General features: G+C 54.6%; 21 protein-coding genes. 8 read left to right on the plus strand and 13 right to left on the minus strand.

What is annotated here, in order from left to right; translation table 11 throughout:
- Positions 1-46 precede the first annotated feature (46 nt).
- The 3 genes from Q0824_RS12865 (at position 47) to Q0824_RS12875 (ending at position 2,924) form a co-directional block, all read left to right on the plus strand.
- The gene (locus Q0824_RS12865; RefSeq protein WP_298451231.1) at positions 47-1,771 is read left to right on the plus strand and encodes a potassium/proton antiporter; all 1,725 of its coding nucleotides are present in this window, start codon (positions 47-49) and stop codon (positions 1,769-1,771) included.
- Positions 1,772-1,879: 108 nt separating this feature from the next.
- Positions 1,880-2,440: a L,D-transpeptidase family protein gene (locus Q0824_RS12870; protein ID WP_298451235.1), complete on the plus strand. Its 561-nt coding sequence runs from the start codon at positions 1,880-1,882 to the stop codon at positions 2,438-2,440.
- Between the two features lie 202 nt (positions 2,441-2,642).
- Positions 2,643-2,924, plus strand: a complete 282-nt coding sequence (locus Q0824_RS12875) for an Lpp/OprI family alanine-zipper lipoprotein (protein ID WP_298451237.1) — start codon at positions 2,643-2,645, stop codon at positions 2,922-2,924.
- 67 nt (positions 2,925-2,991) lie between these two features.
- On the opposite strand, the gene Q0824_RS12880 is transcribed toward Q0824_RS12875, so the two are convergent.
- The 6 genes from Q0824_RS12880 to Q0824_RS12905 form a co-directional block, all read right to left on the minus strand.
- Entirely contained in the window at positions 2,992-3,744 is a 753-nt protein-coding gene (locus Q0824_RS12880) for an SDR family oxidoreductase (RefSeq protein ID WP_298451240.1), read from the minus strand.
- Positions 3,745-3,792: 48 nt separating this feature from the next.
- The gene (locus tag Q0824_RS12885) at positions 3,793-4,842 is read right to left on the minus strand and encodes a L,D-transpeptidase family protein (protein WP_298451243.1); all 1,050 of its coding nucleotides are present in this window, start codon (positions 4,840-4,842) and stop codon (positions 3,793-3,795) included.
- Between the two features lie 53 nt (positions 4,843-4,895).
- Positions 4,896-5,465 carry a TMEM165/GDT1 family protein gene (locus Q0824_RS12890; RefSeq protein ID WP_298451245.1) on the minus strand — a complete coding sequence of 190 codons (570 nt, stop codon included), beginning with the start codon at positions 5,463-5,465 and terminating at the stop codon, positions 4,896-4,898.
- Positions 5,466-5,693: 228 nt separating this feature from the next.
- Positions 5,694-7,088, minus strand: a complete 1,395-nt coding sequence (locus Q0824_RS12895) for an MDR family MFS transporter (protein WP_298451247.1) — start codon at positions 7,086-7,088, stop codon at positions 5,694-5,696.
- A gap of 4 nt (positions 7,089-7,092) precedes the next feature.
- The gene (locus Q0824_RS12900; protein ID WP_298451250.1) at positions 7,093-7,518 is read right to left on the minus strand and encodes a MarR family transcriptional regulator; all 426 of its coding nucleotides are present in this window, start codon (positions 7,516-7,518) and stop codon (positions 7,093-7,095) included.
- A gap of 170 nt (positions 7,519-7,688) precedes the next feature.
- Positions 7,689-8,975: an MFS transporter gene (locus tag Q0824_RS12905; RefSeq protein ID WP_298451254.1), complete on the minus strand. Its 1,287-nt coding sequence runs from the start codon at positions 8,973-8,975 to the stop codon at positions 7,689-7,691.
- 217 nt (positions 8,976-9,192) lie between these two features.
- Between Q0824_RS12905 and Q0824_RS12910 the strand changes: the two genes are divergently transcribed.
- The 3 genes from Q0824_RS12910 (at position 9,193) to Q0824_RS12920 (ending at position 13,112) form a co-directional block, all read left to right on the plus strand.
- On the plus strand, positions 9,193-10,095 hold the full coding sequence (locus Q0824_RS12910; RefSeq protein WP_298451257.1) for a WYL domain-containing protein: 903 nt from the start codon (positions 9,193-9,195) through the stop codon (positions 10,093-10,095).
- Positions 10,096-10,111: 16 nt separating this feature from the next.
- Complete coding sequence (locus Q0824_RS12915) at positions 10,112-11,875, plus strand: ExeM/NucH family extracellular endonuclease (protein ID WP_298451260.1); 1,764 nt, start codon at positions 10,112-10,114, stop codon at positions 11,873-11,875.
- Positions 11,876-12,041: 166 nt separating this feature from the next.
- Positions 12,042-13,112 carry an AraC family transcriptional regulator gene (locus Q0824_RS12920; protein ID WP_298451263.1) on the plus strand — a complete coding sequence of 357 codons (1,071 nt, stop codon included), beginning with the start codon at positions 12,042-12,044 and terminating at the stop codon, positions 13,110-13,112.
- A gap of 1 nt (position 13,113) precedes the next feature.
- Here Q0824_RS12920 and queE read toward each other — a convergent pair whose 3' ends face one another.
- The 3 genes from queE to Q0824_RS12935 all read right to left on the minus strand — a co-directional run bounded on the left by queE (position 13,114) and on the right by Q0824_RS12935 (position 14,806).
- A complete protein-coding gene (queE, locus tag Q0824_RS12925) occupies positions 13,114-13,770 on the minus strand; it encodes a 7-carboxy-7-deazaguanine synthase (protein WP_298451266.1) in 657 nt (218 codons plus the stop codon).
- Positions 13,770-14,435 (minus strand): 7-cyano-7-deazaguanine synthase QueC, encoded by a 666-nt coding sequence (gene queC / locus Q0824_RS12930; protein WP_298451268.1) that lies wholly within the window; start codon positions 14,433-14,435, stop codon positions 13,770-13,772. The genes queE and queC overlap by 1 nt, the downstream gene beginning before the upstream one ends.
- Positions 14,436-14,566: 131 nt before the next feature.
- Positions 14,567-14,806: a hypothetical protein gene (locus tag Q0824_RS12935; RefSeq protein ID WP_298451271.1), complete on the minus strand. Its 240-nt coding sequence runs from the start codon at positions 14,804-14,806 to the stop codon at positions 14,567-14,569.
- A 442-nt stretch (positions 14,807-15,248) separates the two neighbouring features.
- On the opposite strand from Q0824_RS12935, the gene Q0824_RS12940 reads away from it, so the two are divergent.
- Positions 15,249-15,521 carry a hypothetical protein gene (locus tag Q0824_RS12940; protein WP_298451274.1) on the plus strand — a complete coding sequence of 91 codons (273 nt, stop codon included), beginning with the start codon at positions 15,249-15,251 and terminating at the stop codon, positions 15,519-15,521.
- Positions 15,522-15,546: 25 nt separating this feature from the next.
- Here the strand turns inward: Q0824_RS12940 and Q0824_RS12945 are convergent, their stop codons facing one another.
- Genes Q0824_RS12945 through Q0824_RS12955 form a run of 3 tightly spaced genes read right to left on the minus strand, consistent with a single transcriptional unit; the run spans position 15,547 to position 20,028 of the window.
- A complete protein-coding gene (locus Q0824_RS12945) occupies positions 15,547-15,960 on the minus strand; it encodes a response regulator (RefSeq protein WP_298451276.1) in 414 nt (137 codons plus the stop codon).
- Between the two features lie 55 nt (positions 15,961-16,015).
- On the minus strand, positions 16,016-16,567 hold the full coding sequence (locus Q0824_RS12950) for a hypothetical protein (RefSeq protein WP_298451279.1): 552 nt from the start codon (positions 16,565-16,567) through the stop codon (positions 16,016-16,018).
- Positions 16,564-20,028: a response regulator gene (locus tag Q0824_RS12955; protein ID WP_298451681.1), complete on the minus strand. Its 3,465-nt coding sequence runs from the start codon at positions 20,026-20,028 to the stop codon at positions 16,564-16,566. The genes Q0824_RS12950 and Q0824_RS12955 overlap by 4 nt, the downstream gene beginning before the upstream one ends.
- Before the next feature lie 203 nt (positions 20,029-20,231).
- Between Q0824_RS12955 and Q0824_RS12960 the strand changes: the two genes are divergently transcribed.
- A complete protein-coding gene (locus Q0824_RS12960; protein WP_298451282.1) occupies positions 20,232-21,308 on the plus strand; it encodes a hypothetical protein in 1,077 nt (358 codons plus the stop codon).
- On the opposite strand, the gene Q0824_RS12965 is transcribed toward Q0824_RS12960, so the two are convergent.
- The gene (locus tag Q0824_RS12965; RefSeq protein ID WP_298451285.1) at positions 21,302-21,559 is read right to left on the minus strand and encodes a hypothetical protein; all 258 of its coding nucleotides are present in this window, start codon (positions 21,557-21,559) and stop codon (positions 21,302-21,304) included. The genes Q0824_RS12960 and Q0824_RS12965 overlap by 7 nt on opposite strands.
- Positions 21,560-21,595: the final 36 nt, after the last annotated feature.

Consider the following 21,595-nt stretch of genomic DNA (forward strand, 5'->3'; position numbering starts at 1 on the left):
TCGCGCTTTCGCCATTTCCCGGCAAGCCGTCACATACGGAGTTCTGATGGATCCAATGCTCACCCTGGTCGGTGCTCTGATGCTTGTCATCAGCATCCTGTTGAGCCCGCTTTCCAGCCGGGTAGGCATGCCGGTCCTGCTTGTTTTCCTTGCGGTGGGCATGATGATGGGCAAAGACGGCCCGGGCGGCATCGAATTCGATGATTTCCAACTTTCCTTCCTTGTAGCCAGCCTGGCGCTCGGCGTTATCCTGCTTGATGGCGGCATGCGAACCCGGGCTGAAACCTTCCGCGTTGGCCTGAAACCCGCCATGTTGCTGGCTACGGTTGGTGTTGCCATGACAGCACTGGGGGCGGCACTTGTCGCCTGGCTTGTGTTCGATCTGAGCTGGATGACGGCACTGCTGGTGGGCGCAATCATTTCATCCACCGACGCGGCAGCGGTGTTCTCGCTGCTTCAGGGGCGCGGTCTGCACCTGAATGAGCGGGTGAGCGCCACTCTGGAAATCGAATCCGGCAGTAACGACCCCATGGCGATCTTCCTGACGCTGATGATGGTTACCCTGATTGCCAGCGACGGCGATCACGCCATTCAGGATTCACTGATCCTGCTGTTCAAGCAGTTCAGCATCGGTGGGATTGGCGGCGTCCTTGGCGGCTTTCTTATTTCCGAATTGACCAACCGCATTCGCCTGATGCCATCACTCTATCCTCTGCTGGTAGTAGCCGCAGGCATTCTGTTGTTCTCCGTTATTAACCTGTTGGGCGGCAGCGGGTTTTTGGCAATCTATCTTTGCGGCGTAGTGATCGGCAACCGCAAGGTTCGGATGATGCCGATGATTCTGCAGGTACACGATGGGCTAGCCTGGCTGGCTCAGCTTTGCCTGTTCCTGATTCTGGGGCTGCTGGTGAACCCCTCCGACTTGCTGCCTCTGGCAGGCGCGGGCTTGGTACTAGCGCTGGCGCTGATTTTTGTGATCCGGCCATTAACCGTTCTGGCCACTCTTTGGCCTTTCGGCTTTAATCGCAGGGAGCTTGGCTTTATAAGCTGGGTGGGCTTGCGGGGTGCCGTGCCGATCGTGCTGGCACTATTCCCGATCATAGCCGGCCTACCGGAAGCACAGCTGGTGTTCCATGCGGCTTTCTTTATTGTTCTGGTTTCTTTATTGGTTCAGGGCACCACAATAACACCGCTTGCGCGCCTGCTGCGCCTGGAAATCCCGGCAAATGGCGAGCCTTTTCGTCGTTTGCCACTCGACGCCCCAGCTGCGGGCGACCACGAACTGATGCTGTTCCCATTGCGAGGCGAGAACTGGGAAACCCCAAGGTTACTGAGCCAACTACGCTTCCCTGAAAACACGGCTGTTGCCGGAGTGTTCCGCAACCGGGTATGTCTACAACCGAAGGCCGATCTGGAAGTATCCAGTGGCGACATGGTGGCCATGTTCGCCACGCCCAGCGTGCTGAAAGAACTGGGCAAAGCACTGAGCGGCCGTCACACGCCGAAGTATCTTGCGGAAAGAGCTTTTTTCGGGGACTTTGTGCTGAACGGCGATGCGCTGCTTGGTGATGTAGAGCAAGTATACGGCATCGCATTTGATGAGTTGGCGCCCGAGTTGTCATTGGCTGAATGTTTTGCCAAGCGCACCAAGGGTCACCCGGTTGTTGGCGATACCGTTGTTTTGGGGCCAGTCACTCTGGTGGCAAGGGCAACCGAAGCCGACCAGGTTACCAAGGTGGGTTTAAAAATGGATAAGTCACAAAACGTGTGATCTATGCACGGGATAGCTATAAAAGTTAACAAAACCCCTTAACAACCCCATGGGCGGTTATGTTATAAACTGAACTGCATAAAGATTAATCATTGGTAAGTTTAGTATATGGCTATTCCCCGCTTATTAACCCGGTGTTTTCTGGCACTTTTTATTACGGCATGCTTTCCGGCCTATGGCTCAGAGTTGCTGGCCAGAGCCGACACCTACATGCCGGTCATTGAGGACTCACCAAGCGATTCCCTGGTGGTTAACAAGGTCTTGGTGAAGAAAGGGCAACGGCGGCTCTTCCTGATGAATGGGGAAGAGATTGTGCGCAGTTACCGCATATCACTGGGAGACAACCCCAAGGGCCACAAGCTCTACGAAGGCGACGAGCGCACTCCCGAAGGCGACTACACGCTGGATTGGCGCAACCCGGGCAGCGACTTTTACAAATCCATTCACATTTCCTACCCCAGCGAAACCGACCGTGAGATGGCTGAAAACTGGGGCTTGAGCCCGGGTGGCAGCATTATGATACACGGCCTGCCCAATGGCTCAGAAGACATGGCTTTTGCCTATACAGGTCTGGACTGGACCAACGGCTGCATTGCCGTTAACAACCAGGAAATGGACGAAATTTGGCAGCTGGTCAACGATGGCACGCCAATACGCATCCTTCCCTGACGACTTTTCCGTGGTACAAATATTAAGTTGTTGTCATATCCTAAGAAAATATACATATACTGAGTTAACAATTCCTCTCAGAGTGTTTTACACTGTTTCACGACTCCGGTAGTCAATGCCTATCGGGCCGAAGCTATTAGAAAGTCGTCTATACTGACTTTTGAAACACCAGGAAATAACTCGACCAATAAGGGGATTTACAATGCGTAAACTGACAATCGCCGGAATCGCACTGGCTACTGCTCTGACTGCAGGTTGTGCAACTAACGATCAGGGCGCTCTTGACGAAGCAAATGCAACTGCAAGCTCTGCTGAGCAGTCTGCAGACAAGGCAATGAACACCGCTAACAGTGCAGCTAGCGCTGCGCGTTCTGCCCAGCAGACCGCTGACCGTGCACTGGCCGCAGCTAAAGCAGCTCAGAAATCAGCTGACGAAGCTAACGAGCGCGCCAAGCGTATGCTCGATCGTGCAAGCAAGAAGTAAGACTTCTGCTTAAAAGCATGATAGAAAAAGGCCGGGATTCCCGGCCTTTTTTATTGCGCTTGATTCGTCAGAACAGCTTGGCCAATACTGAAACCGGCAGGCGCCGGATAAGGAAACCAATAGGCGTCCATGGCCAACCGGGCACAAAGCTCTCACTCTTCCCCGACTCAATCGCTTTCACCATAGCCTTGCAGCCGGTTTGTGCGTCCACAATGAACGGCGCATTCTTCACCTTTTCATTGATTGCGGTTCTGATATAGCCCGGATACAGCGTTGTCACCTTGATGGGCGATTTCGTCTTTTTCAGTTCAACCCGCAAGCCCTCTGAAAGTGCCGCAAGGCCCACCTTGGTTGCCGCATAGGTGTTCACATTACCCGGCATGCCACGCACAGCGGTTACTGACGACACGGTTACCAGATGCCCCCGGTTTTGCTCACGAAAAATCTCCATGGCCGCTTCCATTTGCGCCAGGGCGGCAACAAAGTTGGTTTCTGCGGTTTGGCGGTTGGCGTTAAACGCACCGGTACCCAGAGGCTGGCCTTTGCCAATGCCGGCATTAACGATAATCCGGTCCAGGCTGCCAAATTCCTGCTGAAAGGCCCTGAACACCTCAAAATTCTGTTCGTGGTTATTCACATCCAGAGCACGAATACTGATAGTAATCTGCGGGTATTTGCCCGCCAGCTCATCACGCAAGGTTTCCAGCCGTTCGGTACGGCGAGCGCACAGGGCCAGGTTATCGCCTCTGGCCGCAAACTCACGGGCCATGCCCTCACCAAGCCCGGAACTGGCTCCGGTGATCAGTATGGTGCGTTTCATGAATTCTCCCAATTTATCGTTATATGGAAAACTGCGCTGCGCGCGACATCAGAAATACAGCTTCTGTTCCGGCTTATCTGATACTGGGCTCTGTTTGTCTTTAGACGTTTTGTCTGAAGCCACCCGTGAAATCTGCTCTCCCACCATAGCCGGAATACCGTCCGCCTGGTCTACCGCCAGCTCTATCGCCTTGCGCTGAACCTCTACACCCGGGTGCTTCAAGCGGAAGGCTTCAACCTCCTGAGTTACTTCTCGCCATAGGCGATCTCTGTCCTGCTGGCTGTAGTCTTCATGGGGGCGGTGAACTTCAAGCCACACTTCACCTCCGGACATGCCCATTTTTACCGGCTTATTCACAATCTGGACCGACGTCCCTTTGCTCACCTGATAAACAAAGCGCGAGATGTCTTCGTTGTACATGCGAAAGCAGCCATGACTGACGGGCATTCCAACGCCAAACCGTTTGTTGGTGCCGTGAATCAGATACCCTTTCTCACTCAGCATAAGTGCGTGGGTTCCTAACGGGTTATCCGGGCCAGGCGGAATCATGCGGGGGAGGAAATCACCAGAGGCTGCATGCTCGGCACGAATGCTCTCGGGGGGATACCACGCCGGTGCTTCCAATGGCATGGTGACCTTTGCATCGGCCAGTGGGGATGGATTCTCGGAGGTGCCGACGCCCACCGGATAGACCTGCACACCATCTTCTGCAAAATAGTAAAGCCGGTATTCCGCCAGGTTAATCACAATGCCTTCACGGCGGGCGTCCGGAATGATGTACTGGCGCGGCAGGGTGATATTGGTGCCTTCACCCGGGAGCCAGGGATCGACGCCCGGATTGGCTTTCACCAATTCGAGATAGCCCATTGCAAGCTGGCTACCCACTTCGGCAAAGGTATCTTCGTACTGGGTGGTAAACACGTCGAGCCGGCCCGCCAGATCCCCATTGATCTCGAACGTTGGTACACGGGGGCTACGATCCGTTGCCTGCACCGCCGCAGGCTGCTCTGGTGTGCTTTTTGGCTTTGCCGCCCACACTGGCTGAAAAGCCAGGCTTCCTGCTAGTAACGCCAGTACTGAATACGTTTTAAATCCCATAAACCCCATTCCAGATAAACCTGCTTCTTGGCATGCAGTGACAGCCGACACCCTCAGTAGTTCCAAACCACTGATGACAGCGTCACCACCGCCATAACTGCGAACAATATACTTGCACAAACCCGGGCAGTTGCCAGCGGCAATCTGTCCATCAACCAGTGCCCCGCTATAATAACCGGTATATTGGCCAGCAACATCCCCGCTGTTGTACCGATAACAACCCAGAGCGTCTCTGTATAGCGGGCCGCCAGAACAACCGTAGCTATCTGGGTCTTGTCACCAATCTCTGCGAGAAAGAACATCACCGTGGTTGCTGTGAAGGCGCCCATGCCCAGAAACCGTGAGCTTTCGCTGTCGTCTTTATCTGGCACCAACAGCCACAGGGCAATAACCACAAAGCTCACAGCGAGAATCCAGGGTAACCAGGCATCAGGAATCCAGGCAGCCACCCAGGCTCCCAGCCAGGCCGAGAGGGCATGGTTCAGGATCGTCGCAATGAGTATGCCCATAATAATGGGAAAGCGCCGGGAGTAGCGGGCAACAAGGAAAAGCGAGAGTAGCTGGGTTTTGTCGCCAATTTCGGCAATGGCAACGGCTACTGTAGAAGTGAGAAATGCGTCCATGGATTCTTCCGGGGCGGATAGTCAGACATGAGACAGCTCACCTTCCGCCCTTGGAGGTGAAACTGCCTCAGGTCTCGCCAATTTCACTGAAACCAAGTGAAACACGGTCGCCATGGGGATTGAGCCCCAAGTATGTTGACCACCGTCCGCGCCCGACATCGGTTGCGGAGGCTACTCCCCTGAAGAGTTGAGCTTATGCTAATCAATCACGCCGGGTATGGCAAACCACTACGCCCGCATGCGCCAAACAGGCAGCACAGCCAGCGCTACAAATACAGCAACCAGCCACCAGGCCGCATGGAACGCATTGATGGTGGGTACGCCGCCGCTGTGCTCACCGAACTCGATGGTCAGTGCCACAATATTCACGCCAAAAGCACCACCCAACTGGCGGGTAAAATTGATGGTGCTGGAGCCTGCGCCCAACTCTTCGGGTTTGAGTGGGTTCAGTGCGCCAATAGACAAGGATGGCAACATGAACCCTATCCCTATACGCCCAAATACGGTCCATAGCGCAAGCCAGCCAAACGCCAGAGTAAGGTTGGATAGCGCAAAGAGAATGGCTGATGATGCAAACATCGCCATGCCGAAAATAACCAGTTTACGTGCATCACCGCCACGGTCGGCGAGCTTTCCGGCCAGCGGGAATGTCATGCCCAAAACAATGCCCGCCGGCAGCATCAGCAGCCCCGCCTGGGTCGCTGTATAACCCAAGGCCGTTTGAACATAGAGCGGTATCAGGTAGGTGGAACCAAACAGCGCCAATCCCAGCGCCATCGCGCCCAGATTTGCATACAGGAAGCTGGGCTTACGCAGCAGGCTGACATTCACCAAGGGATGCTTTATGCGCTTTTCACGCATAACAAACAGGACCAGTAGCACCAGCGCCACCAACCCTTCGATGGCAACCCGAACTTCCTGACCGTCCAGATTTTGCAGGCGGTTCAGGGTATCAAGAGCAAACCCGATAGTTGCACCCAGCAACACCAGGCCGGGCAGATCAAACCGATAAGGCGCTGGTTTGGAGGCCGGCACCGGCAGGAATCTCAGCGCCATAAATACGCCAACGAAGGTGACCGGGACTGGTGCAAACATTACAAAGCGCCAGTCCAGCTGATCCACCAGAAAGCCGCCCAGCACAGGCCCGAGTGCCGGTGCCAGTACCACGCCCATGCCATAGATCCCCATGGCCTGGCCGCGTTTATTTCGGGGGAATATGCGGAACACCAGGTACATGCCCATGGGCTGCATAAGGCCAGCCATGGCGCCCTGACCAATACGCGCAGCAATGAGCTGTTCCGGCGAACTGGCAAAACCGCCAACCACGGAAATCACCGTAAACGCTGCCATGGCAACCGCCAGGGTTTTGCGCACGCCAAAATGATCAAGCAGCCATGAAGACGCCAGCATGGTGGTGGTCATGGCCGCAATAAACCCGGTTGCGAGCCAGTGCACCATGCCTTGACGTATACCAAATTCCACCATGATTTCGTGAAGTGCCACATTCACTACAGTGGCACTCAACACGGTGGCAATGGTGCCCACCATTACCGTACAGACCGCTAGCCAACGCCAGTTATCGCCATAACGGGCCGTCAGCCCTGCTACTGAATTATCACTCAACGGATTACTTCTGCTTTTCGCCGTTTTCCATGATTCTGTGGAACACCTTCAAGGCAACCGCAATATCGCCTTCATCCACACCCTCAAGCATTTCGTCCCGCAGCAGGTTGGCACGGGCAGTGAGAACCTCCATGAATTCACGGCCAGGGTCGGTCAAGTGCAACCGGCGGGCTCTGCGATCGTTGGGGCAAGCCCGGCGCTCAATCAATTTCTGTTGTTCAAGGCTATCGAGCAGACGCACAAGCGTGGGATTTTCAATGGCCATCAATCCAGCCAATTCACGCTGGGTCAGGCCTTCGCCACCTTGCTGCAGATAAACCATGGTGGTCCATCGAGCCTGGGTGACGCCCAGGTCTTTGAGGCGTTCATCCAACAATTTCCGCCAGCGGCGGGTTACTCGAGCGACGGCAAAAGGGAACTCATCTTTCATTGTGACTACTCCGTTCCGGGGCCGGAATCGCGCTTCGCGTATCGTGCTGCGCCGGCCAACAGGCTTACATTACAGGAAAGCTACCAATAGTAAGCTAACAATTGGAATAAGAACAGATGTAAAAATAAAAACAAAATCGGAAAACCTGAAATTTACTCAAAGCCCCTGGTTCAACCTGTGTGACGCAGGGATTCCTCGTTCATTTCCTCAACCTCCGGAGACTCACAAAACTCCGTATTCCGCGGATCCAGCTCTGTCAGTACAGACGAGGTTTCCGGCATGGCTGGCACATAGTCTTCCTGATCTTCCACTGCTACGTCTTCTGTGTAGGTAATGCGCAGAGATGTGACAATGGCAAGAACCAGCAGGAACCCGGCATTGCCCAGGAACAAGCCTTTTGGGCCCAGCAGGTTGATCAGTTCAGCCATCACGATGGGGCCAATCACACTGCCAACGCCATAGCTGAGTAACAGCGTGGCGCTGGCCGCGACAATACGGGTGCTTTCCATGCGGTCATTGGTGATCGCAACGGAAATCGGGTAAATCGTTGCCGAAAGGCCGGTAAACGCACCTACCAGGAGTGTGAGCTGCCATAGATTGTCGGCCCCGGTAAAACTGACGCCAACCGCTGCAAGTGCGGCAAAAAACACTACCCAGAACATTACACGGCGCCGGTCAAAGCGATCACACAGCCGCCCTAAAGGCCAGGCAAGTATCATGGCCGCTATAATGGCGCTGGCCATGAAGGTTGATGTTTTGGCGACATCTAGCCCCATCAAGGTCGCGTAAACCGGCCCCATGGCATAAAACCCACCAATGAGTACGCCACAGATCAGGGCACCGGCAACACCGGTAAACGACTCTCGGGCCAAGGTGAAAAAGGAGATACGCTGAACCTGCTCGATGATGGGAGCTTCCATACGGGTGAGCGACAGAGGGACCAGTGCCAGAGTCAGTAAAATCGCGGCGATGGAAAACGGCATGAAATTGGCGGGGTCACCCACGTTGATTATGAGCTGACCGCCCGCAGCAGAAAGGTAAAAAATAATCTGATAGACCGCGAACATTGCCCCGCGATTGCTGTTGGTCGCTCGGCTGGAGAACCAACTTTCGATGACCACCAAAACGCCTGCGATGGTAAAACCTGAAAGCACCCGCAAGAGCGCCCAGAACACCATCGATATAGCCATCGGATACATCAATGACGTAACCGCCGCAATCGCCGCAAAAACTGCAAACGCGCGGATATGCCCAACACGGCCGATAATATGGTGAACGTAAAGGGTGCCCAGAACAAAGCCAATGGAATAGCACACCAACACCCAGCCGATGATATCGGGTGAAACCGATTCGATGCTCAGGCGAATGCCCAGCAACGTCATCAGAAATGCATTTCCGCTGACCAGCAAAACGATGCTCAAAAGGAGAGCAGAAAGAGAGGCGACCATTCGGGTCATGGCGGAAACTCCGGGCGTTCTAACAGGCTATTACAGCAGCCCTTAGCGGGCATGACTACTAAGCACTTCCCGAAGCGGGAAAAAGCCTCGGAGCGCAGCAAACTGGGGCCACCGCGCTGTTTCACAGAGTTTTACATTAATGCGCCGTAACAGACCCGCAAGTCCATAGGAGGTAACATCAATAATCATTATTCAACGAACCCGTGAGCGCCTGGTTATGAAAAAAACGGACTGGCCCATCCGATGGGATTTGCTGCTTCGCTACCGTCTCATCGAAACCATCGCACTGTGGGAAGGTCGCCTGACGACAAATCACATCTGCCACAGCTTTGGTATTGGTAGGCAGCAGGCATCCAAGGATATAAACACATACCTGCGTGAACTCGCCCCGGGCAACCTTGTTTATGACCGCCATCTAAAGGGCTATGTGCCGGCTCCCCGTTACCAGCCAGTCGTGACCCGCGGGCATGTCAGCGAGTATCTGGATATACTGGCACGCCAGCAAAACCTCAGCAGTACATTTGAAGCCCTGGACATCGGTTTGCCAGACAGCACCGTTGTATACAGCCCTAACCGCGTCATTGCACCCGAAACCATGCGCGCTGTCGTAACGGCAACACGGTATGGCAGGCAACTCCGGGCCAGCTACTCTTCCCTGAGCCGCCCCGAAGCCGTTGAAGGCATTCTTGAGCCGCACACGCTGGTGTGCACAGGCAATAACTGGCACCTGCGCGCCTGGTGCGACTCCAACCGGGAGTTCCGGGATTTTGCCCTCAGCCGTTTCCACGCAGCACCTGTGGCCCTGCGGCAAAAGGCGAAACATTCTGTGCAGCAGGATGAAGACTGGAACCGCACGGTTACCATGTCCATCTCCCCGGATCACCGCCTGACCGAAGCTCAGCAAAAAATCATCGCGCTGGACTATGGCATGGAACATGGCCGCCTGGACGTTGAGACCCGCGCCGCTCTTGCACCCTATGTGCTATCGCGCCTGGGAATCACGCTCGACAATTACCATCCGGACCCACTCGTTCAGCAACTTGAGCTGACCAATCCGGACCACCTCGGATTTGGCAGCAAACGTGAACGCGCCCTGAAAGCCGTAGCTGGCCTCCGCTAACCGTTAAGCGAGCAGTGTGAACTCAAGCATCGGGAATGTTGGTGCCTTAATTTTTATTCTGGCACTGCTGCCGGCCTCTCAGGTATTGGCTGCCACTTCTTGTGGCAGTCCGGCAACGCCGATTTCCGAAATTCAGGGCCGAGGCGATAGCTCCCCACTGATCGGCCACAGGGTTACCGTTGAGGGTGTGCTCACTCTCGATGCTCGCATGAAAGGCGGTTTTACCGGCTTTTACTTGCAGCAAGCGGATGCTGAGACCGACGGAAACCCTGAAACATCAGAAGCCCTGTTTGTTTATACCCGCAAGAAAACCGGCACACCCGGTGAGCGCCTTCGAGTGACCGGCACCGTAAAAGAATTCCACGGCCTGACTGAGCTGGTTAACATAAAAGCCATACAGTCTTGCGGCCCCGCAGGGCTTCCTGAAGCTCAGGTTTTATCTCTGTTACAGCCGGCTGCCTTCGAGTCTTTGGAAAGCATGCGCGTTCGTATAGCCCAGCCTATGACCATCATTGATTCCTGGAATCTCGCCCATTATGGCGAGCTGACCCTGGCTGTTAGCGATCAGGTTGTACCAACAGAATATCAGGAGCCTGGGCCCAAGGCGGCAGCGGATGCGGCACGTAATCAGCGGCAGAGATTGCTGCTGGATGATGGCCGCGGCGTGCGCCAACCGACACCGATTCCCTGGCCCCCAGGAGGGTTAACGGGCACAAGCACCATCCGCAGTGGCGATAGCGTCCATGATATCGCCGGTATTCTCGATTACCGGTTCGGAGCCTGGAGAATACAGCCCGAACGCCCTCCGATCTTCAGCACGGTGAACATTCGCCCTTTGGCTCCGCCACGGCCAGACACCCCGCATATCCGGGTAATGACCATGAACCTTGAAAATTACTTCAATGGTGATGGTGAAGGCGATGGTTTTCCCACTACACGGGGTGCGCCAACCACCAAGGCTTACAAATTCCAGCATAAGCGGCTGGTAGAAGCGCTACAACAGCCAAACCCAGACATACTGGCGGTCACAGAGCTGGAAAACGACGGTTACAGTGAGACCAGCGCGATAGCGCAGCTGACCCGAGCCCTCGGCCCTGATTGGTCTTTTATTGCGACCCCAGGCGCTGACGGTAGCGACCAGATACGCACGGGCTTGCTGTACCGCCATGACCGCGTTATAGCCGAAGGGCAACCCGAACGCCTGACCAACGGGCTGTTCAGTAAACAGGGCCGGCCGCCATTAATGCAGGCGTTCAGGCCCAGGAGCAAACACTCTTCCATTCAAATAGTAGTGCCACACCTGAAATCTAAATCCTGCCGAGGTGCTAAAGGCAAAAACCAGGACACGAATGATGGGCAGGGCTGTTACGCTCATCGTCGCTCAGAGGCTGCACAAGCCCTAGTGCAATGGCTTAAGCAGTTACCGAAAACGTCTGCTCATGTCGGCACCCTGATTACCGGCGACCTGAATAGTTATTACAAAGAAGCGCCGCTGAACACCCTGAAGCTTGCCGGGTTCACCAGCATGGTGCATCACTTTCATCCATGCTCTGCACAGCAGTGCGATCATTACACCTTCAGGTACAAGGGCGAGAGGGGCTCATTGGATTACGCGCTTGCCTCATCGTCACTCGTACCTCGAGTACTCAACGCCAGCACCTGGGCCATCAACGCCGACGAACCACGGGCCATCGGTTACAAATCTAATTTGCCGGGCACTACTGCATTGCCCTGGCGCTCTTCAGATCATAATCCAGTGATTATCGATATCCGGTTCTAATCCCTTCCTCATATTCCTGAAGGATTCCGCTGATATACCCACCAATTGGCCTGTCGCCCCTCTTGACGCGTCATTGAAGTCATGGGGGCAGAGTGCTGCAAAGGTCATAATCAAAGCCAGCATTCAGAATGACTGACAACAAGAACAGCGGATAACAAGGATTACCATGCGTGTCTCTGCCTCCAACACACAGGATCTGGGTATGCCGGCCATATACCTGCATCTACTGGCTGAACTGTTAAAAACCATTGGTCTGGACGAGCGCGACCTGTTGCTCAGGGTTGGATTGGACCCTGTACGGCTGCAATCAACAGACGTTCGGGTTAGCCACGCGCAAGCCAACGAATTCGTCACCCGCGCCATCATCGAAAGCGGCGAACCCGGCCTTGGCATTATGCTGGCCCGTGAGCTGAAGCTACCTTTGCACGGCGCGTTAGGCGTGGCTGTCATGAGCAGCCGCACATTGAAAGACGCGCTGGATTTGATGACCCGCTACCTTACTCTTCGAGCACCGCATCTGAGTGTTAGCAGCCGCGAGCACGACGGTGCGATGCATTACACTATTCGCTGTGATGGCGACTCGGGGCCACTTCAGGGGTTCATTGTGGACGCCATGCTGTTTGGCTGCGCCTTCATGGGCGAGCAGCTCACTGGCACCACTATCGGCGGCGCGGCGATTCTCCGGAAAGGCCCTGAACCCTCGTATTTCCGTCGCTTCAGGCAGTCGATCGTGATGCCGGTAACCTATGGTTCCCAGGAAGATGCCCTGGTTATCCCCCATGGCATGCTGTCTGTGCCTATCCGCTTCAGCGACGACCAGCTTGCGGCGTCGTCCCGTGCCCAATGTGAAGATGCCCTGCAACAGCTCACAGAAGATGCAGGCTTCGGATGCCGGGTACGACGGGTAATTGAAACCAGCTATCCCTTCCCGCCAAAACTCGCGAGAGTGGCGGCCACCCTGTTTGTATCCGAGCGCACATTAAAACGCCGTCTGCAGGAAGAGAATGCCAGCTTTCAGAATTTGGTAGATCAGGTTCGGCTGGAACGTGCCCGGGAATTGCTCACCGGCACCAGCATGAACCTGAACCAGATTGCAGACGTTCTAGGCTATGCCGACGCGGCAAACTTTACCCGGGCATTCAAGCGCTGGACGGGAAACAGCCCAAGCCGCTATCGGGATGCCGTGGAAAAGCCAGGCAGAGTGTTTCTGCACACCAGCGCGCCGGCTCATGCGTAAATCAGTCAATACCGATGATTTTGTGCATTTGTAACGTCAGACGCCAGCGGGGGTTAGCGAGGCAATAATCCGTCGCTTTGCGGGTGTTACTCTGTTTGACCGGGTCCGTGCTGCCGTCAGGTGCCGATGGCGAGGCCATAGGCGACAGGAAGAAATGCCGCGCGTTGAAGTGAACAAACCGTTCAGGCATGGCTTCCGGCTGAGGGTACACCAGCTTCAGCTCATCACAGGCTTCAATCACCACCGGCGCATCGGCCTTGGGGCTCACACACAACCAGTCAATCCCGGCCGGTGCAGGCAAGGTACCGTTGGTTTCCACACCCACTTCAAAACCTGCCTGATGGAAAGCCTCGATCAGCGTTTCATCCAACTGCAACAAAGGCTCTCCACCCGTACACACCACGTAAGGCTTGCCGGGAGCGTCTGGCCACAAGCTGCGTATGTGATCCGCCAACGCCTCTGCAGTTTCGAACGCGCCTCCATTCTGGCCATCGGTGCCTACAAAGTCTGTATCGCAGAAATTGCACACGGCTGCCGCCCGGTCCTTTTCCCGGCCGGTCCACAGGTTGCACTTGCTGAAACGGCAGAACACCGCAGCGCGACCGGCTTGGGCGCCCTCGCCCTGCAAGGTGTAGAAGGCTTCTTTTACTTTGTACATCAGCGACCTGCCTCGTAGGCCAACGGGTCTGCAAGGCCATTCTCTGAAAATGCCTCAAGCCGCTCTACGCAAGATCCACAAAGCCCGCAAGCCTTTTCCCGCCCGTTATAACAGGTCCAGGTGTGAGCATATTCGAGCTCTAGCTTCAGGCCTTCAGCCAGAATATCGCCCTTGGTCATATGCATGAAAGGTGCCTCAATGCCCACGGGTTCATAGTTGGCAACCCGACATACAGCGTCCATCTTTTCGACAAATTCGGGCCGACAGTCAGGGTAAATTGCATGGTCCCCGCCATGGGCGCCGTACCAAACTGCACCGGCATTCACCGTCACCGCATAGCCTGTGGCCAGCGAAAGCAAAATCATATTTCGGTTAGGCACCACGGTGGCTTTCATGTTTTCTTCGTCGTAATCGCCTTCGGGTATGTCGCCATCAGAAGTTAGCGCAGAGCCCGACATAACCTCACTCATGGCGCGGATATCTATAACCTTGTGAGGTATATCGAGGGCAGTGCACACCGACCGCGCAACATCCAGTTCGCGGACATGGCGCTGGCCGTAGTTGAACGATAATGCATGAACCTTCAGCCCCTGCGCGCGCGCGCGATGCAGCAGAGTAAAAGAATCCATGCCTCCAGAATAAATAACAACCACGGTGTCAGTCATGCAGGCTCCTGGCAAGCGGATAGAGGGTTCTGTAAAGACCGGGTAATCACGGGGCGGTATTGTAGCAGTGCAAAGGCAGGAAGGGTTTACGCCCGTATAAAACGGGCGAAGGTTTCAAGACCTGATAAACGTTAGTGCTTGAGTGCACTCATTCTGAGGGCGATCACTTCGAGACCACCTCTCAGGGTAGATAGCGTCCAGTAAGTCACCAGCGCCATCAATCCTGCACCGATCACGGTGAAGGCCAAATCGTCACCGACGACTCGTTCTTTTGCCAACACCATATACATAGCCAGTGCGGCAATTAAAAGGATTTCTACGACAAAATGGAAACGGAACTTGTTACGGGCAGATCCGGATTCGTCGGACATTTTCTTAGGTTTCAACCTCTGGGTTTCTATCAGTATGGGTGATTGGTTAGTGTACGAATTATCCCCCAACGCAACCCCGATATCTGTACGAGTTAGTGGCTACGGACTTTCCACTACCGAAAAACACGCGCTCCTTACCAGCGTCTGTAGGGGTTTGCCGCAGTTCTCAAGCTATTGCAAACGCCGGCCTAACGGATACACTACCAGATCAAATACACCAGAAATGCCGACTATGATCCGAATGATTCCACAGCTCTTGATAAACGCCACAGCAGTCTGCCGTAAAGGCCACTGCGTGCGTGTGATGGTAGAAATTATCTAACGGCTTTCGGTCAGTTCCCGGGAGCCTTTCAAGCGACCGGGTCAGCGTCTCCAGCAAACCCCGGTTGCCCTCGGCTCCGGGGTTTTGTTTTTGCTGTCGAACAACGACAAGGAGATCACCATGAGAAGACAACACACTTCGCGTGCCGCGAACCAGCCCATGAATAACCGGGCAGGGGCCATTCGTCGACCGGAACAACTGCCGCTGCTTGATGCTATCTGCAAAAAGCTGAATCAGCGCGTGAATCTGGATGACGAGCAGAGGGTGCTTGGCGTTTACGAGCGGGGGTGGATCTTTAACGGTGTGCTGGCCACCCTGGGCACTGCGGAAGCCCGCTACGTGCGCGCACTGGCTACGCGCCACAACTCCTGGATAGCACGCCAGGTGGCATAACACATCAATAGGAGGACTGAACCGGTCAATGCTGCCGGTTCAGTCCAATCATAACGGCCGCATCAGGGCCATGCACTACCGCGTAGTTGTTAACCACATCGAGTATCTTTTCCTGCGAGTAAGGCTTCACCACATAACCATTGGCACCAGCACTGATTGCCCGCTGAATACTGTCGATAGAGTCATCCGCTGTAACCAGAACAATATGTTGGCCATCCCGCGCTTTTTTGAATTCTTTCATCAGTTCATGGCCGTCGCCATCCGGTAAACCAAGATCCAGAAGGATGATGTTGAACTTACCACTGTCAAACGCTTTGCGCCCCGATGCGACGCTTTCGCAATCCGTTACATCCGTCGCCCCCGCCTTGTAAAGCATATCAACCAACCGCTCGCGCATTACCGGCTCGTCTTCCACAACCAGTACCGTCAGCTTATCCATTGTTATCTCCTTTTTCGTCGGGTGCAGGTTGTCCGGGTTTTTCGTATCGCATGGATTACCACGAATCTGTGCCTGTGTGCCGGGGAAGATCCAGAGGCGCATGTGCAGCTCTGGCCGGGTTGCCAGGCTTTACGGTTTTCCCGTCGGCGCCAGAACCATAGGCATCCTGGCTATCGTCGCGGGTCAAAATATTGCTGATGCCCACCGCCGTAGAATATAGCGATATAGCAAGAATGAGCAGAATCGGCTGCACAAACGCCACGAATCCAGGCACCTCAGCGCCACTTATGATGCTCAGTATAAGGATGATGGCTGGCCCCAGCACTACAAACAGCGTCAGAGCGATAAAGAATACAATACGCTCCTTGAAACGGCCAAGATCCCGATTAATCACCAGCCCCAATACGAACTTCCCTATGGCCAACCCTGCAAGAATGGCCGCGGCTATGCTCAGGTCTGCATGCATCAGCATCTCGTAAAGGCGACCGTCCCATAGACGCTGCATGCCAATAACAAGAAACGGGAAAAGCACGAACAGTACGTCGGCATAGGTGCCGTACATCATGCTCATGGACTGCTGTTCACGGTGTAACTGGCGCTCACTCATTGATCTGATCCTGTTTCATTCTGGGTTAGTTCACGCTCGATCATGTTATTCAGTATCGCAAACTCGCTTTGTATCTGGCTCCACAAGGGATTCGTTTCTTTTACAAGTCCTTCAACAATACCTGCCTGAAGGGTCATTTCGGGGTAACCCATGGTGCCCGCAGACCCTTTTATCTGATGCGTTTCTGTCTGGAGTACTTCCCGGTCATGGTTTGCCATTGCCTGCTTCATTCGTTGCTGGCGCGTGACCAGCTCTGACAGAAATCTGGCTACCAGGCGACGCATAGCCTCATCTTCTTCCTCTATTTCAGCGGGGCCGGAATCCAGAAAGCGCCCCAGCAGTGCTTGCAATCGATGTTCGTCTATCGGCTTCTCCAGCACCCCGTCGCAACCTGCCTCACGCAGTGCATCGGTTTCTTGCTGATCGCCCGCAGTGAACGCAATAATTGGGCGCCGGAAGCCTGCCTGTCTGAGCAACCGCGTTGCCTCAACACCATCCATCTCTGGCATATGCCTGTCCATAAGCACCAGTTGCACGGTATCTGAAAGTGCTTTGCGCACGGCTTCGTCACCGGACGCGACGGACACAACTTCAAGGCCCAGACGGGTCAGCATACGCTCCACCAACTGCCGATTCCCGGCATTATCTTCAGCTACCAGTACTTTGCCGCAATGTTTCTGCACGGGCACCGTGGAACTACCCGTTTCAACCTCAAGGTAGCGCGCCAAAACCTCATAGAAATGCTGTTTGTCGATGGGTTTGGCCAGGTGCTCATTGCAACCCGCCAACCGGTAATCGGCGATATCTTCGGTCATGACATTTGCAGTTAACGCAATCACCGGCGTATTCACTCCCGCCTCCCGCAGCGCCACGGTAGCATCGCGGCCATTCATAACTGGCATCTGAATGTCCATGAGAATCAGATCAAACGGCTCCCGAATGGCCATTTCCAGAGCTTCCGCACCGTTGCCAACGTGCACTATTTCAGCACCGGTACGGCCCACGAGCAAAGACACCAGACGCCGATTCACATCGTTATCTTCCGCACAGAGTATACGCCCGAACAGACGCGGTGCCAGAGTCATCGGGATGCTACGGCGGCGCTGGCTCAGCTCGGAGGCATCCCGCAGGAAGTGAACCTGCTCCAGAGAACCGGTGCATATGGATAACTCGAACTCACTGCCTTCTCCATATGTACTGCTGACACGGATACTGCCACCAAGCATTTCTGCCAGCCGGCGTGAAATGCTCAGGCCAAGGCCCGTGCCGCCATACTGCCGTGAGATCGCTGCGCTGCCCTGAGCAAAGGGGTCGAACAACCGGCCTATCTGTTCTGGCTTCATGCCAATCCCGCTATCCACAACGCGGGCAACCAGAACCTGCGCTTGACGCTCGCACCGGATCGCCAGGGAGATCGATCCTTTTTCGGTAAATTTAAGCGCATTTCCACACAAATTAATTATAATCTGGCGCAAACGTGTGGGGTCGGTCTGAATTTGCTCAGGCAGCGGGAATTCACAGACTATGTTGAAATCCAGTCCTTTCTCCCGAGCCCGGGGCGCAAAAAATGCGCGAATTTCATCCAGAAGCTCGGGCAGGTTTACCGAAATCACATCAACATCCAGTTTGTTGGCGTCGATTTTGGAGTGGTCAAGAATGTCGTTCACCAGCTCCAGCAGGTGGCGACCGCTGCGAACGACGGTCTCCGCGCTGCTGCGTTTTTCCTGCTCATCAAGATCCGGGTCCATAAGCGTTTCGCCGTAGCCAATAATGGCCGCCAGCGGCGTGCGGATCTCGTGGCTCATATTGGCAAGGAACTGGCTTTTAGCCTCCGCTGAGTTACGGGCCAGCTCTTTCTCGAGCCGCTCCTGCTCCCGCTCACGTTCAATACGTTGGCGCCGATGACTTTCTGTGGAATCAACACAGGTGCCTTCCAGATGGGTAGGCTCGCCTTCGGCATTATATGCGGTATGGAGCGAAATAATGGCCCAGCGTTCGTCTCCTGACCGGGTCAGGTAACGGGCCTCTACACCTTTTACCGTGCCCCGCGCTTGCAGTTGCTCAACCACCAATTCCCGCAGCCGGTCGTCGGCTATGCATGCGTCCAGAACATCAGGGTTGGTTTCCAGTAGCTCCCGGCTGCTACTGAAGCCCATCAGGCTCGCCATAGCCGGGTTAGCCGTTACAAACCGGCGATCTATAGACATCTGGAAAACACCCTCAATAGCGTTATCAAACAGTGACTGATATCGCTGCAGGTTGGATAGCGCCCGCCGGTTCCAGTTCAGTGCCTGGCCCTGAACCTGTTTGATGCGATCTGCCAGAGCAAAAGAAAACAGAATTATCTGCGCGGTGAGCCCTATCTGGGGCGCGTAACCGGTGAAGGCATTGAGCGGCAAGTAACCCATGACCGTCAGGGCGTATACACCAAAGCCCACAAGGGCGAGCGTCCAGGCGAAAAAGTAGGAACGGGCCGCAGGGTTGTAATAGCGCCAGGACAAATAACTGACCACAATCAAAATGAGACAGAGCAGCATCGACCCGATAACAATCCATTCCATGGCAATGTGATAGGGAACGAACAGCGACAACACAAAAGTGAGAAGCACAGAGTACAGACACAAGATCAGAACCCGGTCGAGATCCAAAGATCGGGTGCGGGTTTCAAGCAGTGCCCGGGCCATCAACAGGCCCCAGAACCAGGTCATCGTAATCTGGAGGTGCAGGTACTCCTTGTTGAACAACGCAGGGCGGTTGTCCAGGAGCTGAATTCCGTGAACCTGCTCGGTTGCGATAAACACCCCGGCAGACACCAGATAAAGCACATAGTAGATGTTACTGCGCTCACGAACAGACACCGCAACAAACAGGTTATAAGCCAGAATGGCAAGCAAACTACCCAGCAGCGCTCCGCGGATAATTTCGTCTACCGACACCTTTTCAATGTAGCTGTCGGGGCTCCAGAGGCTAATGGGCAGGCGGAAGGTGTTGGTATTGATAATGCGCAGGTACACAGATGAAACGCTGCCTGGCTCCAGATCCAACCGGAACGTGGGGTTGGGCACCGCCAGATCACGCTCTGCCCAGTTATCATGATAGCCGGCCTTGCGCTGATCGATGAGCTCTCCGTCGCGCACCATATACAGGACAACTTCATCTACCAGCGGAAGGGCCAGCTCGAGAATCCATTCTTCACTTTTTCGTCTGATATCCGCATGCACGTCAAAGCGAATCCAGTAAGCTGATTCGGTATAACCAAAGTTCAGCACACCGTTTTCATGCCGGGTAAACCGTTCTGGCTCCATGGCGAGGATGTCTGACAAAAGGTAGAGCTGGCCGGCATCCTCCAAATACAGGATACAACCGCCAAAATCGCGGACGCTTTCCGTGCCCCTCTCCAGAACAAGCTCGCCGTTCCGGCATTGTTCTTGAGCACTCACCAAGCCCGGCACCATCACCATAGCCGTGACAAGGCATATCACAACAAGCAGCCACTGCACTGCGTTGCCTGAAGCCGGTTTACACCGTTGCTGCAAAATGTGATCTCCGCGCGGGCATGAGCCTGTTTTATGGTTTATTGTCAGCAGTCGGATCGGGGCAGACCGCCCCGCGGGTATTTACTTTAGCCGTTTATGGCTGACTTCGCACCTCAGGGCCTTCTGAAATGAGACACTCCTGCTTTTTCACCGCTATCTCAATTGCACTCCTTGGCATCAGTGGGTGCAAGATGGCGGATACCGGGCCAGTAGCGTTTAACCCTGCCACGAATGTGAGCCCGACTTTTTCAACATTTGACCTGGAAAACACTGACAAGGCGCCCGACAACCTTGAGCACACCCGGTTTTGGGATTTTTATCAGGGCCTTGAGCCCACTGGCAATAACGCTACTGACGAGGATCGTGAAACAGCGAACGAAATCCGTGCGCACATAGACAAATTTATACGAGCAACCCGCACGCCCGACGGAAAAAGCTATGAAAAGGTACGTAACCCGCTGGACTTGATGAATCAAGTAATTGCATTCAATGAGATAGATAACTTTCGGGAAGGCCGGCGTTACATCAGCCAGCGTATTGCGGCTGGGCAGGCCGGCAACTATAGCAACCGCGCTAACGGTGCCCTCATCCGGTTTACAGATCAGAATGCCGTGCTGGACGATGCGTCGTTAAATGACAAACTGTGGGTCTATCCGACGCTGGATTGGCGGTACCTGCCGAAAGGGCCAGAAGACAGCGACCTGGATGAAAAGGTGTATCGAACGATTCAGTATGTCAGTCGAAGTGTGGCAACTGAAGAGGCGGAAGCCCAGCCCGAACTGATAAGCCTGCTCGCTGGAAGCCGCTTTGACGCCAACAGCTTCGTGACTAGTGGATACAACATCCCTGAGTTCGCGACCGCCGACTATCTCAGCCGCAATTATGGGGGCATAGAACTCCGGCAAGAATTCATTCGGGATAAAATCGATACGCTTTTTATCAAGAGCGCCGATAAGCCGGTGCTGGATCTGAGTCGCCACGGAATAACTCTGAGCGATACTAGCCCTGACTGCCTGAGGGTTGAACTGGATTACGTAGGCTCAGTCTTGAGAGTTTTCCACTCCAATGAGCAGCCGGCAAAAATCAAAGACCCAGCCAGTGAGGATCCTGATGCAACCATCAAGAACCCTGCATACTGCGGCAATCAGGTAGACAATGAGGCTGCTATAAGCTGGGCTGCGAAAGGCGCTTTTTGGCGTCAATAATACCGACGCTCACCCATCTCCCAATTCTGCAAAAAGCCCTTTTTGCGGTCGATCATGCGCTCGTAAGCTGAAATCATGACGGCCACATGGGGCGCTTTGGCCAGTCGCAAAATTTCGATTCGACGCTCCAGCCGCTCCACTTCGGTGCAGACTTGTTGATGCACGTGAGTACGCACACTGTCGTGGTGGTCGAGCCGAACCTGCCGGGGCGAGGGGGGGAATTCTTCGTAGGGATTTCTTGGCTTATCCATTGCGTATCTCATCCATTGAGTTGCCGCGGTTCCTTC

The sequence above is a fragment of the uncultured Marinobacter sp. genome (assembly GCF_947488835.1).
In the GTDB taxonomy this organism is placed as follows: Bacteria; Pseudomonadota; Gammaproteobacteria; order Pseudomonadales; family Oleiphilaceae; genus Marinobacter.